13 protein-coding genes are annotated in these 14,866 nt (G+C 60.1%); 8 read left to right on the top strand and 5 right to left on the bottom strand.

Translation table 11 applies throughout. The features are described from left to right. Positions 1-4: 4 nt before the first annotated feature. Positions 5-1,348 carry an aminodeoxychorismate synthase component I gene (pabB, locus tag BLU52_RS07205; protein ID WP_090282538.1) on the top strand — a complete coding sequence of 448 codons (1,344 nt, stop codon included), beginning with the start codon at positions 5-7 and terminating at the stop codon, positions 1,346-1,348. Positions 1,349-1,489: 141 nt separating this feature from the next. Here the strand turns inward: pabB and thrH are convergent, their stop codons facing one another. Next, positions 1,490-2,107: a bifunctional phosphoserine phosphatase/homoserine phosphotransferase ThrH gene (gene thrH / locus BLU52_RS07200; RefSeq protein WP_090282537.1), complete on the bottom strand. Its 618-nt coding sequence runs from the start codon at positions 2,105-2,107 to the stop codon at positions 1,490-1,492. A 164-nt stretch (positions 2,108-2,271) separates the two neighbouring features. Here thrH and BLU52_RS07195 point away from each other — a divergent pair, with 164 nt between their 5' ends. The 3 genes from BLU52_RS07195 to BLU52_RS07185 all read left to right on the top strand — a co-directional run bounded on the left by BLU52_RS07195 (position 2,272) and on the right by BLU52_RS07185 (position 5,909). Then, positions 2,272-3,012, top strand: coding sequence for a phosphoadenylyl-sulfate reductase (locus BLU52_RS07195; RefSeq protein ID WP_090282536.1), 741 nt, complete (start codon positions 2,272-2,274; stop codon positions 3,010-3,012). 574 nt (positions 3,013-3,586) lie between these two features. Then, positions 3,587-5,125, top strand: a complete 1,539-nt coding sequence (locus BLU52_RS07190) for an NCS1 family nucleobase:cation symporter-1 (RefSeq protein WP_090282535.1) — start codon at positions 3,587-3,589, stop codon at positions 5,123-5,125. A 55-nt stretch (positions 5,126-5,180) separates the two neighbouring features. Continuing rightward, positions 5,181-5,909 (top strand): aspartate/glutamate racemase family protein, encoded by a 729-nt coding sequence (locus BLU52_RS07185; protein WP_090282534.1) that lies wholly within the window; start codon positions 5,181-5,183, stop codon positions 5,907-5,909. Between the two features lie 106 nt (positions 5,910-6,015). Here the strand turns inward: BLU52_RS07185 and BLU52_RS07180 are convergent, their stop codons facing one another. Beyond that, positions 6,016-6,939, bottom strand: a complete 924-nt coding sequence (locus tag BLU52_RS07180; RefSeq protein ID WP_090288461.1) for a LysR family transcriptional regulator — start codon at positions 6,937-6,939, stop codon at positions 6,016-6,018. 125 nt (positions 6,940-7,064) lie between these two features. Between BLU52_RS07180 and BLU52_RS07175 the strand changes: the two genes are divergently transcribed. After that, positions 7,065-7,811: a 3-oxoacyl-ACP reductase family protein gene (locus tag BLU52_RS07175; protein ID WP_090282533.1), complete on the top strand. Its 747-nt coding sequence runs from the start codon at positions 7,065-7,067 to the stop codon at positions 7,809-7,811. Between the two features lie 72 nt (positions 7,812-7,883). Here BLU52_RS07175 and BLU52_RS07170 read toward each other — a convergent pair whose 3' ends face one another. Then, a complete protein-coding gene (locus BLU52_RS07170) occupies positions 7,884-8,579 on the bottom strand; it encodes an HAD-IA family hydrolase (protein WP_090282532.1) in 696 nt (231 codons plus the stop codon). A gap of 242 nt (positions 8,580-8,821) precedes the next feature. On the opposite strand from BLU52_RS07170, the gene BLU52_RS26930 reads away from it, so the two are divergent. The 3 genes from BLU52_RS26930 to BLU52_RS07160 are packed head-to-tail and all read left to right on the top strand — an operon-like array spanning position 8,822 to position 14,024. After that, complete coding sequence (locus BLU52_RS26930; RefSeq protein ID WP_231988011.1) at positions 8,822-9,100, top strand: hypothetical protein; 279 nt, start codon at positions 8,822-8,824, stop codon at positions 9,098-9,100. Next, the gene (locus BLU52_RS07165) at positions 9,022-13,599 is read left to right on the top strand and encodes an RHS repeat-associated core domain-containing protein (protein ID WP_408003548.1); all 4,578 of its coding nucleotides are present in this window, start codon (positions 9,022-9,024) and stop codon (positions 13,597-13,599) included. Before BLU52_RS26930 ends, BLU52_RS07165 begins: the two co-directional genes overlap by 79 nt. Next, positions 13,596-14,024, top strand: coding sequence for a DUF6896 domain-containing protein (locus tag BLU52_RS07160; RefSeq protein WP_090282531.1), 429 nt, complete (start codon positions 13,596-13,598; stop codon positions 14,022-14,024). Before BLU52_RS07165 ends, BLU52_RS07160 begins: the two co-directional genes overlap by 4 nt. Positions 14,025-14,100: 76 nt before the next feature. On the opposite strand, the gene BLU52_RS26775 is transcribed toward BLU52_RS07160, so the two are convergent. Next, positions 14,101-14,268 carry a hypothetical protein gene (locus BLU52_RS26775; protein ID WP_167359890.1) on the bottom strand — a complete coding sequence of 56 codons (168 nt, stop codon included), beginning with the start codon at positions 14,266-14,268 and terminating at the stop codon, positions 14,101-14,103. Between the two features lie 117 nt (positions 14,269-14,385). Then, positions 14,386-14,805, bottom strand: a complete 420-nt coding sequence (locus tag BLU52_RS07155) for a YMGG-like glycine zipper-containing protein (protein ID WP_090282530.1) — start codon at positions 14,803-14,805, stop codon at positions 14,386-14,388. Positions 14,806-14,866: the final 61 nt, after the last annotated feature.

The following is a 14,866-nucleotide window of genomic DNA, read 5'->3' as shown; positions in this document are numbered from 1 at the left end:
GCCCATGTTGACCTGCTCCGTACACCCGCTGCCCTACCGTGCCAATCCCGCCGACTACTTCGCGGCCATCCGCAACGCGCCCGGTGCCGTGCTGCTCGACAGCGGCCGGCCGAGTGCCGAGCGTGGCCGCTTCGATTTGCTCAGCGCCTGGCCGCTGGAACAATTGGCGGTGTTGCCGGATGAAAGCGGTGCGCATTTTCTGCAGCGCCTGCGCGATAACCTCGACCGCTTGGGCGAGGCTGACTTGCCAACGGGTTGCGAGCTGCCATTCGCCGGTGGCCTGATCGGTTACCTGAGCTACGACTTCGGTCGGCATCTGGAACACCTGCCAAACCAGGCCAAGGATGATCTGCAGCTACCGGATGCGCGCTTCGGATTGTACGACTGGGCGCTGATCAGCGATCACCAGGCTCAAACCAGCCAGTTGGTCTTTCACCCGTCCCTTGCCGACAGTGAACAGCAGCGCCTGATCAGATTGTTCACCCAGCCGGTGGTGAGCGCGTTGATCCCGTTCAAACTCAACCAGCCGATGACCGCCGACCTCTCGGCCGACGATTACCGTCAGGCGTTCGAGCGCATTCAGCAGTACATCCAGGCCGGCGACTGCTATCAGGTCAACTTCGCCCAGCGCTTTCGCGCGTCGTGCCAGGGTGATCCATGGCTGGCTTACTGCAAATTGCGCGAAGCCTGCCCGACACCGTTCTCCGGTTTCCAGAGCTTGGCCGATGGCGGCGCGGTGTTGAGCCTGTCACCGGAACGTTTCGTCAAAGTCAGCCAGCGTCAGGTCGAAACCCGCCCGATCAAAGGCACTCGCCCTCGCGGCCTGACGCCTGCCGAAGACGCCGCAAACGCCGCCGAACTGCTGGCCAGCCCCAAGGATCGTGCGGAAAACCTGATGATCGTCGACCTGCTGCGCAACGATCTCGGTCGCACCTGCCGCATCGGCTCGGTGCGAGTGCCTGAGCTGTTCAGCCTGGAAAGCTATCCGAATGTGCATCATCTGGTCAGCAGCGTGACCGGTGAACTGGCAGAGGATCGCGACGCACTGGACCTGATCGCCGGCAGCTTCCCCGGCGGCTCGATCACTGGCGCCCCGAAGATTCGTGCGATGCAGATCATCGACGAACTGGAGCCGACGCGGCGCGGCCTGTATTGCGGGTCGTTGCTGTATCTGGACGTGCGCGGCGAGATGGACAGCTCCATCGCCATTCGCAGTCTGTTGGTCAAGGATGGACAGGTGTGCTGCTGGGGCGGCGGCGGGATCGTCGCCGATTCGGACTGGAAGGCGGAGTATCAGGAGTCGATTACCAAGGTCCGGATCCTCCTCGATACCCTGCAAAACCTCTGAAAGCTTAAAAGCTTGATCGTTGATCGTTCCCACGCTCTGCGTGGGAATGCAGCCCGGGACGCTCCGCGTCCCAACCGGACGCGGAGCGTCCATTGAGGCATTCCCACGCAGAGCATGGGAACGATCGTCAGGTGGTTGGGTTTACAGGCTAAGGTCGCGGTTGGAGGCCTTGAGGAACTCCTGCTTCAGCTCGGCAAATGTATGCACCGCCGGAAATTGCGGAAATTCGCGGATCACATTCTCCGGCGCATGAAACAGAATCCCGGCATCCGCCTCGCCCAACATGCTCGTGTCGTTGTACGAATCCCCCGCCGCGATCACCCGGTAGTACAAGCTCTTGAACGCCAGCACCGACTGGCGCTTGGGATCTTTCTGACGCAACTGATAGCTGGTCACACGCCCGGTTTCGTCAGTAATCAGCCGATGGCAAAGCAGCGTCGGGAAACCGAGCTGGCGCATCAACGGCTGAGAGAACTCGTAGAACGTGTCCGACAGAATCACCACCTGAAAACGCTCGCGCAGCCAGTCGACGAATTCCACCGCGCCGTCCAGCGGCTTGAGCGTGGCGATCACTTCCTGGATGTCCGACAGTTTCAGGCCGTGCTCATCGAGGATGCGCAGGCGCTGCTTCATCAGCACGTCGTAGTCGGGAATGTCCCGGGTGGTGGCCTTGAGCGAGTCGATGCCGGTTTTCTCAGCGAACGCGATCCAGATTTCCGGTACCAGTACCCCTTCAAGATCCAGGCAAGCAATTTCCACAAGACACTCCCGTTTGTAGTGATTATTCAGTCGAGCGAGGCCGAACTCTAGCGACTCGACTGCCGACGCGCAACGCACGGCACGCCCCCGAGCCTTGCTGCTTTTTGTTACCATCGGTGCCATATAGAGCGCCCAGCGCCACCGACCTGTAGGAAGCCGCCCTGATGAGCCCAACGTTCGACGTCGTGGAACTCGCCACGACCTATGCCAACAAATCCGCACAAGACATCCTCAAACTCGCCTTTGCCGAGTTCGGTGATGAGCTGTGGATATCTTTCAGCGGCGCCGAGGATGTGGTGCTGGTGGACATGGCCTGGAAGCTCAACAAGAACGTCAAGGTGTTCAGCCTCGATACCGGTCGCCTGCACCCGGAAACCTACCGCTTCATCGAGCAGGTGCGCGAGCACTACAAGATCGACATCGAAGTCGTCTCGCCGGACCACGCGAAACTTGAACCGTTCGTGAAGGAAAAAGGCCTGTTCAGCTTCTACCGCGACGGCCACGGCGAATGCTGCGGCATCCGCAAGATCGAGCCGCTGCGGCGCAAGCTCGCTGGCGTCAAGGCCTGGGCCACCGGCCAGCGCCGCGACCAGAGCCCGGGCACGCGCAGTGCTGTGGCGGTGCTGGAAATCGACACCGCGTTCTCCACGCCGGAGCGCACCTTGTACAAGTTCAATCCCCTGGCGCAGATGACCAGCGAGGAAATCTGGGGCTACATTCGCATGCTCGAGCTGCCCTACAACAGCCTGCACGAACGCGGCTTCATCAGCATCGGCTGCGAACCCTGCACCCGCCCGGTCCTGCCCAACCAGCACGAGCGCGAAGGTCGCTGGTGGTGGGAAGAAGCGACGCAGAAAGAATGCGGGTTGCATGCGGGGAATATCATCAGCAAGAGCAAGGCTTAGTCCTCAGCCACACTGATCTCCCTTGTAGGAGTGAGCCTGCTCGCGATAGCGGTGTGTCTGCCAAATATTTAGAACTGACACACCGCTATCGCGAGCTGGCTCACTCCTGCATTAAATCCCCAGCGACTCGAAAAATGTGTACACACAAATGTCACCATCGGTGCCATTTATGTGTGCACTTTTCGTTTTCACGCCCTGAAAAGTTACATCCCCGCTCAAATCCTCACCGTCACCTCCCGGCGCAAAAACTTCGGCAGAAAAAAATTACCTGTGCAATCGGTCAGTTTTTACCGCCCGGTTTTCAGCCACTTATCGTCCGTCGATAACTTTTCGAAATCAGCAACGCTTCCAATAGACCCGCAACTGGCACAGATCTCGCTTTAGTGCATACATGTTTTGTATACAAAACTGCAAAGCATGAATCCACTTTCGATCCGCAAGCCTGAAGCGCCCTATCCCGTACAGGCTGCAGATGCCCCGTAACCAGTGATGTTGTCACCGTCGCGACGAAGATATGTCGAGCCCGCCGGCTCATGCACAGTCATCGCGGCCTGAACATCAGGAGCCTGCCGGAATGCGTACAAGTCTCTCCAATAACATCGCGCTGAATCTGCCCTCCTCCACGCTTGATCAACCGTTGCCCGACGACGGACTGAGCGAGCCGCTGCAACTGAGCCCGCGTCTGCACAACAGCGACCTGGCGCCGACCAAGGTCGAAGGCCGGCGCTGGGGCAAATACAGCATTTTCGCGCTGTGGACGAATGACGTGCACAACATCGCCAACTACTCGTTCGCCATCGGCCTGTACGCGTTGGGTCTGGGCGGCTGGCAGATTCTGCTGTCGTTGGGGATCGGCGCGGCGCTGGTGTATTTCTTCATGAACCTGTCCGGTTACATGGGGCAGAAAACCGGGGTGCCGTTTCCGGTGATCAGCCGGATCAGTTTCGGCATTCACGGGGCGCAAATTCCTGCATTGATCAGGGCAGTTATCGCCATTGCCTGGTTCGGTATTCAGACGTACCTCGCCTCGGTGGTATTCCGCGTTTTGCTGACCGCCGTGCATCCCGGTTTCGCCGAGTACGATCACGACTCGATCCTTGGCCTGTCGAGTCTGGGCTGGGTGTGTTTCGTGGCGATCTGGCTGGTGCAACTGGCGATTCTTGCTTACGGCATGGAGATGGTGCGTCGATACGAAGCGTTTGCCGGTCCGGTGATTCTGCTGACAGTCGCAGCCCTCGCCGCCTGGATGTACTTCCAGGCCAACGCGACCATCGCCTGGTCGATCCGCGAACCGCTGACCGGTGCCGAGATGTGGCGCAATATCTTTGCCGGCGGCGCGTTGTGGCTGGCGATCTACGGCACGTTGATTCTGAATTTCTGCGATTTCGCCCGCTCTTCGCCGTGCCGCAAGACCATCAAGGTGGGAAATTTCTGGGGTTTGCCGGTGAATATTCTGCTGTTCGCCGCGATTACGGTCCTGCTCTGTGGCGCGCAATTTCAGATCAACGGGCGAATCATCGAAAGTCCGACCGAGATCATCGCTTCGATTCCCAACACCTTCTTTCTGGTACTCGGCTGCCTGGCGTTTCTGATCGTCACCGTAGCGGTGAACATCATGGCCAACTTCGTCGCCCCGGCCTTTGTGCTGAGCAATCTGGCGCCGAAGTACCTGACCTTCCGCCGCGCCGGGTTGATCAGCGCGACCATCGCGGTGCTGATCCTGCCGTGGAATCTCTACAACAGCCCGCTGGTGATCGTGTATTTCCTCTCCGGTCTCGGCGCCCTGCTGGGCCCGTTGTACGGGGTGATCATGGTCGACTACTGGCTGATCCGCAAAGGCCGGATCAACGTGCCGCAGCTCTACAGCGAAGCAGCCGATGGCGCTTATTACTACAGCCGTGGCGTCAATTTCCGCGCCGTGGCGGCGTTCATTCCTGCGGCGCTGATCGCCATCGTCCTGGCGCTGGTGCCAGGTTTCCACAGCGTCTCACCGTTTTCCTGGCTGATCGGCGCCGGGATCGCCGGGATGCTTTATCTGATCATCGCCCAACGTCAGCCGCACTACGCCGACGTCAGTGGCGAATCCATCGCCGTTGATAACGTCTGCCATTAATCCCTTCGCGGCCCGGTTTTCGGGCCGCACTACTGCCCGCAATAAGGATGTCCCCATGCGTATTCTCGTGGTCAACGTCAACACCACCGAATCCATCACCGAAGCCATCGCCCGCTCGGCGCAGGCTGTCGCTGCTCCCGGCACCGAAATCGTCGGCTTGACCCCGCATTTCGGCGCCGATTCGATTGAAGGCAACTTCGAAAGCTATCTTGCCGCCATTGCCGTAATGGACCGGGTGATGTCCTACGACCAGCCGTTCGACGCGGTCATTCAGGCCGGCTACGGCGAACACGGCCGCGAAGGCTTGCAGGAACTGCTCAACGTGCCGGTGGTGGACATCACCGACGCGGCGGCGAGCACGGCAATGTTTCTCGGCCACGCGTATTCGGTGGTGACCACACTGGACCGCACCGTGCCGCTGATCGAGGATCGTCTGAAACTGTCCGGTCTGTGGGATCGTTGCGCGTCGGTACGGGCCAGTGGTCTGGCCGTGCTCGAGCTGGAACACGAGCCGCAGCGTGCGCTGGAAGCCATCGTGCATCAGGCTGAACTGGCGGTGACCCAGGATAAGGCCGAGGTGATTTGCCTGGGTTGCGGGGGCATGGCCGGCCTGGATGAGCAGATTCGTCGGCGGACTGGAGTGCCGGTGGTGGATGGCGTGACAGCGGCGGTGACGATTGCCGAAGCGTTGGTGCGCTTGCGTTTGTCGACGTCCAAGGTGCGCACTTATGCGACGCCGCGGCCGAAGAACATTGTGGGCTGGCCGGGGCGGTTTGCCCGATAGACCGCGTTATCGTTCATCGCGAGCAGGCTCACTCCTACAGGGGAACGCATTCCAAATGTAGGAGTGAGCCTGCTCGCGATGGCCGCATCTCGGTCTCAATCCCTGCTCAAATGGCACTGAACCGCCCCGCCAATCCCCGCTCCGCAAACTGCTCAATCACAAAATCGACAAACGCCCGAGTCTTGCCCGGCAACAATTTATGCTCGGCGTAGTAAATCGAAATATTGCCGTCGTCGACAAACCAGTCCGGCAGCACCCGCTGTAACGTCCCCGCCTGCAGATACCCGACCGCAAACGGCATGCTCACCAGCGCAATCCCCAACCCTTGCATCGCCGTCGCACACGCCGCTTCGGAATCGCTCATGGTCATCCGCGCCTGCAGCGTCAGCGGACTGTGTTGCCGGTCGCGGTGGGTCAGTTGCCAGGAACGCACGCGCCCGGTTTGCGGCGAGCGAATCAGGATGCCGTCGTGCGGTTTGAGGTCGTCCGGATGAGTGATCGCCGGGTGCGCCGACAGATAGTCCTGTGACGCGACCAGCACCCGATGGGCCGGTGTCAGTTTGCGTGCGACCACGCCCTGAGGCAGTTCGAAACCACCGCCGATCGCCGCATCGAAGCCCTGGCCGATCAGATCGACCTGTCGATTATCGAAATGCCAGTCCGGGTTGATCGCCGGGTAACGCTGCAGAAACTCACCGAGCAACGGCACGATATACAGGCGCCCGAACACCGTGCCCATGCTGACTTTCAACGTCCCGGCCGGTTGCCCCCCGGCGCTGGCCAGATTCGCCACGGCGTTCTGGATCGTGGTCAGGCTGGCGCTGACTTCGCTCAAAAACAGTTGCCCCGCCTCGGTCAGCGTCAGGCTGCGTGTACTACGCTGGAACAGCCGCACGCCGAGCCGCGCCTCCAGTTTCGCCACGCTCTTGCCGACTGCCGCCGGGGTCAGGCTCAAGCGGCGCGCGGCTTCGGCGAAGCTGCCAACCTCGGCACTGCGCACGAAGCATTCGATACTGCTGAACGTTTCCATGATCACCACTATAAACTTCTGGTTTACACAGACTATAGCAATCAGGGTCTACACGGTGGTCGATGCGACGCCGATACTCGGCACCAACACCAAGGCATCCCGCCTTGAACATTTGGAGATCGAACATGACCACTCAACACCTCAGCGGCAAAGTCGCTCTGATCCAAGGCGGTTCGCGCGGCATCGGCGCAGCCATCGTCAACCGCCTGGCTGCTGAAGGCGCTGCTGTTGCCTTCACTTACGTCAGCTCCGCCGCCAAGGCCGAAGAACTGCAGAACAGCATCACCGCCAACGGCGGCAAAGCCCTGGCGATCAAGGCTGACAGCGCCGACGCCGAGGCCATCCGCCATGCCGTCAGCGCTACCGTCGAAGCCTTTGGGCGCCTCGACATTCTGGTCAACAACGCCGGCGTGCTGGCCATTGCGCCACTGGAGGACTTCAGTCTGGAAGATTTCGACCGGACCCTGGCGATCAACGTGCGCAGCGTGTTCATTGCTTCGCAGGAAGCAGCGAAGCACATGGGCGAAGGCGCGCGGATCATCAACATCGGCAGCACCAACGCCGACCGCATGCCCTTCGGCGGTGGCGGTGTGTATGCCATGAGCAAATCGGCGCTGGTCGGTCTGACCAAAGGCCTGGCTCGCGACCTCGGCCCGCGCGGCATTACCATCAACAATGTACAGCCCGGCCCGGTCGACACCGACATGAACCCGGCGCACGGTGACTTCGCCGACAGCCTGATCCCGTTGATGGCCGTTGGGCGTTACGGCACTGCCGCAGAAATCGCCGGTTTCGTCGCTTATCTGGCGGGGCCGGAAGCCGGTTACATCACCGGTGCCAGCCTGACCATCGACGGTGGTTTCGGCGCCTGATTCAGCGGGTCACCTGACAGTAAAACGCCGCCGCTCCTTTCATAGAGCGGCGGCGTTTTTTGTTTCAGATGTTCAGGCCCATTCCAGCATCGGTAAACCGAAGGCGCTCGGGGTGAAGCCTTTCAAGGTACGAAGAATGCCGTCGGCGTGTGCGTACTTTTCGTCGGGCATCGCGGCATCGGGGATCGCGATGACGGTCATCCCGGCGGCTTTCGCGGCGGTCACGCCGAACGGCGAATCCTCGAACACCAGACAATCCTGTGGCGCGACGCCCAGACGTCGGGCGGCGGTGAGGAAGATATCCGGTGCCGGTTTCGCGGCGCCGACTTCCGGATCATCAGCGGTGACAATGAAATCGAACAGCGCGAACCAGTCACGGTGCAGCGTGGTTTTCTGGCCGAACGACTGGCGCGAGGAACTGGTGCCCACCGCGATCGGAATGTTGTGCGCCTTGAAGTGACGGACCAGTTCCTCCGCCCCCGGCATCGCTTGCGCCCTGGGAAAACGCTCACGCATCAACGGCTCGCGGATCTGTAGAAACTCTTCGGCGCTGATCGGCAGCTCCAGCGCCTGCACCACGTAGTTCGCCAGGTCGTTGGCGCCACGGCCGATGATGTTCTGTTTGATGCTCCAGTCGAAGGTGCGCCCGTAACGCCCGACAATCAGCGAAGTGACTTCGGTGTAGATGCCCTCGGTGTCCAGCAGCAAACCGTCCATATCGAAAATCACGGCCTTGATCGGGCCTGATGCCTTCAGCGGTGCATTCATCTCGGATCCGTTATCAATGACATCCCAGGCGGCAAAGTGGCCGCTGCTCGGATCGGATTAAAGGGTTCAGCAGCATAGCGAGCCCGACAGACATTGAGCAACGGCCAATGTCCATGAGGCGCTGAAACACTCGCGAAAAATTAGCGAAACATCCTACAGACACTGCCTACTTACCCGACTTCTTTCTCTTTTGATCCCCCGCAAAGTCCTCGCACCCTTTTGATGTGCGCGAGCGACTGCGAATGTTTGAACCTGATCGGCTCCTGGCCCTGAACAACAGCATCGGTTTGCTGGTGGTGGCCGCGCTCAATCCCGAGCAACCGGATTTCGAAGCCTTGATCGGCGAATTCCGCCTGTGCCTGAACAACTACGACGCCTGGGCCGAGCAGTTCTGGACCGGCACCGCGCTCGACATCGAGCAGGTGTTACCGTCGGCAACGATGTGCGCCTCAGTGCGCCGATCACCTCGCGCCAGCCGCTCAGTTCGTCGGTGGTCATGTGCCCGGCCAACGGGCCGCTGACTTTGGTGCACCTGTTCGAAGCCGCGCATTTTGTGCCGATCGGCAATACACCGGTGGCGCTTGAACCGCTGCTCAGTGAGGTCGACGGCGTCCAGACGTTCGGCGTACCGCTGCGCCATACCATTGGCCCCAGCGGCATTCTGCAAGTCACCGACTGCGAGCGGGGCCAGCGTTATCGCATCACCTTCTTTCCCGATGTTTCCACTGAGCAGGTGCGGGCGTTGTATGCCTCTTATGAAGGGGTGATCGGGGAACTGGAAGACTGGTTGCGCGGCGAGTGGGCCGGGTTTCAGCCGCAGTGGACGGAATTTTCCAGCGCAGGGTTTCTTGAGCGTTACGGGCAGTTGCAACGGGCCGACTGGCGCGGTTTCGAGAGCGCGCTCAACGGCGTTTGGGACGACATTAAACAGGTCTTCGCCCTCCTCGCCGACTTGCAGGTTAATAGCGAAAAACTCCTTGAGTACCTCAGCGACGTTGAGCTGGAGGCGTTGCTTGCGGCTTCCAGCGAGGCCATCGCCAACGCGCTGTTGATGCTCAGCGACGAGCCGCTGCTGTTCATTCATCTGGCCGCGTTTACCAGTTGGCTGAAGATGCTGCCGCCGCAGTACCTGACCGAAGTGGTGGCCGAGGTGCGGGTCGAACTGCTGGTCAGTTTTCTGCTGATGCGCGTGGCCGGCGGTGCCGGTGTGTCGCTGCGCTTGAGCAGCAAGGTGCTGGACAAGATCAAGTCGCCGCGTGCGCGCCAATGGCTGGCGGCGTTGGCACTGCGCCTGACGCAGCTGACGTCAACGACACCGGTATTAAACAAGCACGCCGGCGCGTTGAAACCGTTGATGCTGCATGCGCGTGATCTGGCGCTGAAACCGGCGCCCTCCGTTCCGCTGAAGATTCGTCAGGCCGATTCGCAGGTACTGACCGTGCCGAATCCGGCGCCGCTTGCGCGGGGCAAGACTGGCGGCTCGACGCGGATGGAGCGCCACGAACCTCGCGACGACTCCGCCGACCAGGCGAAAAACCCCAACGGCGACAGCGCCGATTGCGTATCGCGCACCTGCACCAATGGCTGTCCGGTGTCGATGGTTACCGGCGAAGAGCTGCTGACGCTGACCGACGCGGTGCTTGATGGTGTGCTGCCGTTTGAATTCAGCCGTTTGTATCGCTCGAGCGCCGTCGAAATTGATATCGGCCTGGGGTTTGGTTGGAGCCATTCGCTGACGCATCGGCTGGAGTTCTGCGCTGATGAAGTGGTCTGGGTCGATCACGAAAACCGTCGTACGCGGTTTCCGTTGCCCAGTGCGACCCGGCCGGCGATTCACAACAGTCTGTCGCGGGCGGCGATTTTTCTGGGGGATGAACCGGAAGAGCTGATTCTGGCGCTGGCCGGGGAGGCGGCGCGGTTTTATCACTTTCGCGCCGGGCGGCTGACGGCGGTCAGTGATGTGTATGGCAACCGCTTGTGTGTTGTTCGCGATCGTCATGACCGTATCAGCCGTTTAGAAAACGGTGCCGGTCGGGCTTTGTCGCTGCGTTATGACCGCGCGCAGTTGGTTGGCGTGGATTATCAGGTTTTTCAGCATGCGGAATGGGTGACTGAACAAACCCTCGTCAGTTACCGCTTCGACGCTTATCAAAATCTGATCGAAGCCACCAACGCGGTCGGCGACAGCGAGCGTTACGACTACGACGACGCTCACGTCATCCTGCAGCGGCAATTGGCCGGTGGCGCGAGCTTCTTCTGGGAGTGGGAACGCTCCGGCAAGGCTGCACGTTGCGTCAGGCACTGGGCCTCGTTCTCGCAGATGAACACCCGTTACGTCTGGGCGGACGACGGCAGTGTCGCGGTGCAGTACGTCGACGGCACCGAAGAAACCTACGTCCACGACGACCGCGCGCGGCTGGTGCGCAAGGTCGAGGCGGATGGCAGCGAACACCTCAAGGCCTATGACGCTGAAGGCCGGTTGATCGCCGAACAGGACCCGCTCGGCGCCGTCACCGAGTACCGCTACGACGAGGTCGGACGGCTGATTGCGCTGATTCCGCCGGACGACGCGCCAACGTCCTACGAGTACCGCAACGGTTTCCTCTACCGGCGCACCCGCGGCGATGCGGTGTGGACCTTCCGGCGCAACGCCGAGGGCGATGTCACCGAAGCGGTCGATCCTGACGGTCAGGTCACTCATTACTACTACAACGTGCGCGGGCAACTGCTGTCGATCCGCTACCCGGACAGCAGCCGCCATAAGCTGGTGTGGAATCCGCTCGGCCAGTTGACCGAAGAAACCCTGCCCGATGGCGGTGTGCGACGCTTTTCCTACGACGCATTGGGACGAAGGACGAACACGGCCGACGAACACGGCGCCGTCACCCGCCAGCAGTGGGACGCCGTTGGCCGACTGATCCAGAAGACATTTCCTACCGGCAGCACCCGCGCTTACAGCTACGGCGCCTACGGCCAGGTGACCGCCGAGCGCGACGAACTCGGGCGCATCACCCGTTACGAGTACGACGATGACCTGCACCTGGTTTCACGGCGGATCAACCCCGACGGCACGCAGGTGCAGTACCGCTACGACCACGCGCAACTACTGCTCACCGAGATCGAAAACGAGTCGGGAGAAAAATACCGACTGGACTACACGCCGAGCGGATTGATCCGACAGGAAACGGGTTTTGACGGACGGCGCACGGCGTATGCCTATGACCTGAACGGGCATCTGCTGGAGAAGACCGAGTTTGGTGATGACGGCTCGCAGCTGGTCACCACCTATAAGCGCGATGCGGCCGGACGCTTGCTGGTCAAGACCCTGCCCGATGGCATCAAGGTTGAATATGCCTACGACCGCCTCGGCCGTCTGATCGCCGTCGATGACGGCCAAAACCACCCGCTGGCCTTCGAATACGACCGCCAGGACCGGCTGATCACCGAACACCAGGGCTGGGGCACCCTGCGTTACACCTATGACGCCTGCGGCCAGCTCAAACGTCTGCGCCTGCCGGACAACAGCAAACTCGATTACCACTACGCCAAGGGCGGCGCGCTGAGCGCGATCGACCTCAACGGCACGCCGCTGACCCGTCACGTCTACCAGTTCGGCCGCGAAGTGCAGCGCCAGCAAGGCCTGCTGCTCAGCGAATATGCCTACGACGAACAGGGAAGATTGCTCGCCCACGCCGTAGGCCATCAGCGCGATTCGCTCTACCGTCGCGATTATGCCTACAGCGCCAACGGCAACCTCGCCCACATCGCCGACAGCCGCCACGGCCAACGCACCTACGGCTACGACGCCCTCGACCGACTGATCCGCGTCCGCCACTCACGCGACGAACTGCCGGAATCCTTCGCCCACGACCCGGCCGGCAACCTGCTGATGCAGGACCGCCCCGGCCCGAGCCAGGTCAAAGGCAATCGCCTGCTGATGCAGGGCGACCGTCATTATGACTACGACGCCTTCGGCAACCTGATCCGCGAACGCCGCGGCAAAGCACAGACACTCGTCACCGAATACCGCTACGACAGCCAGCACCGCCTGGTCGGCCTGACCCGCCCCGACGGCCAGACCGCCACTTATCAATACGACGCTTTCGGTCGGCGCACCCGCAAAACCGTCGACGGCCAGACCACCGAATTTTTCTGGCAAGGCGACCAGATCGTCGCCGAAAGCAGCCCGAACGAATACCGCAGCTACGTGTACGAACCCGGCACCTTCCGCCCACTGGCGCTGCTCGACGGCAAAGGCCCGAAAAAAGCCTGCCCGTTCTACTACCAACTGGACCACCTCGGCACGCCGCAAGAACTCACCGACTACGGCGGCGACATCGTCTGGTCCGCGCAATACGACGCCTACGGCAAAGTCGCTGCGCTGACCTTGGCGGGCGACGACTACCTGAACCAGCCGCTGCGTTTTCAGGGGCAGTACTTCGACGCGGAAAGCGGATTGCACTACAACCGCCACCGGTATTACGACCCGAGGCTGGGGCGGTACCTGACGCCGGACCCGATCAAGTTGGCCGGTGGGTTGAATCAGTACCAGTACGTGCCGAATCCGACGGGGTGGATGGATCCGTTGGGGTTGACGTCCAATTGCCCGCTGCCGAATAAGCCTGGGTGTCAGGTGCCGGGGGCGAGTGATGGGATTAAGGTTGATGAGGGAGAGCCGGACGTACCGGCCATTGCTCACAATATAGATCCAAAAACTCTGAAACGAGTACATGCAATCGAGGGAAAGACTTCAACTAGGACAGTAGATGGGTATAAGGACAAAATGCGTGACGGATTCAATTCAGTACGCCCCATTGACGTTCTAGAACATGACGGCAGTTTATATATTCTGGACGGACACCACCGCGCTGCAGCTGCACGACAAACTTCGACCAATGTGACGATTAAACTCATAACAGATCTGAAAGCGTACGAAGGATCTCTAAGAAGCATTGAAGATATATTAGAGTCAGCAAATAATGTAGGCTTCGACAGATTGGAGCACCGGAGAAGAAGATGAGCGATCAAAATGAAACTCTGGAAACCCTGATAAATGATTTTATCTCCATGGTAGATTCCAGCACGTTAATTCTTGAAAATAAATTTGGCACTCGAGACATTCGAAGGCTCTGGTACACCAAGGCGATAAAGCGACGCGGGAGAGTCACTCGAGGCGTTAAATATGAATTGCATGGTATTGGCTGCCGCATCAATCTATCGACAGGGACCGTAGATTTTGACTATGGCCCTAACGGTGAAATCAATGGATTTGATGTTTGGCGTCTACACAACTTTGCTTGTGAACGACCATCTAAGCATAGAAAGTATTGCAATGAAGAAACCATCGAAAAAGAATTCGACGAATACATCACTCTAAAAAAAATCAAAAAAATGTCAGCCATAAGTAATTTGTATGTATGGGCCGACTTAAAAGAAGCGAACTAGACACGATCACTAAAAGGGCCTGCTCACTCAGGCCCTTAAAATCCAATCCAAACTCTCAGCTCACCACAATCCTTCCTCACTGCTCATCCCCATCCTCCTCATACTCCATATCCGCTTCATCCGCATCACTCAACGGCACCGTCGCATCATCCATCAACGACCCCGGATCCTCGTTCCCAGGATCATTGATAAACGGCTGTCCATTCGGGCCCTTTTCTTCTTTGCCTTCAGTTTCAGGAGTCATGGCGAACCTCTTGATCGCGTGGATGTATGACGTTCGAAAAGCCCTGCCACCAATCGTTCCTCTTTCCAACTGCCAGACACGAAAAACCCGGCGCCAGGCCGGGTTTCCGTTGATCAATCAGCGATGTTTATTTTTGTGTTTGTTCTTGTGCTTATGGCCGCCGGAATGAGATCCACCGTCGTCGTCGCCAAGGTTGTTACCCACTGCGCCACCCGCTGCGCCGCCTAGACCGGCGCCAATAGCGGAGCCGGTGGAGCCGCCGAGGCTGTTGCCGACGACCGAGCCGCCTGCGGCGCCAAGACCGCCACCAATCGCGGCCTCGGTGCGATTGCGTTTGTCCGCGCCGACAGCGCTGCCGGCCGCGCCGCCAACACCCGCGCCGACCGCTGCGCCCGTGCTGCCGCCCAGTTGTCCGCCAACCACATTACCCAGCACACCGCCGAGACCACCGCCCACGGCAGCGCTGCCGTCTCCGGCAGCCATCGCGCCCTGCGCCACGAACAAACCGAAAAACAGTGCAGATAATGACAATCGCATTTGAACCTCGCAGTTCCCGAATCGGGACGTTCCGCCCAAGCGGGGCGTATGCAGATTGGAG

Source organism: Pseudomonas granadensis (assembly GCF_900105485.1).
GTDB classification, from domain to species: domain Bacteria; phylum Pseudomonadota; class Gammaproteobacteria; order Pseudomonadales; family Pseudomonadaceae; genus Aquipseudomonas; species Aquipseudomonas granadensis.
Note: the sequence above shows the minus strand (reverse complement) of the source record. Positions and strands in the feature narration are given on the sequence as shown.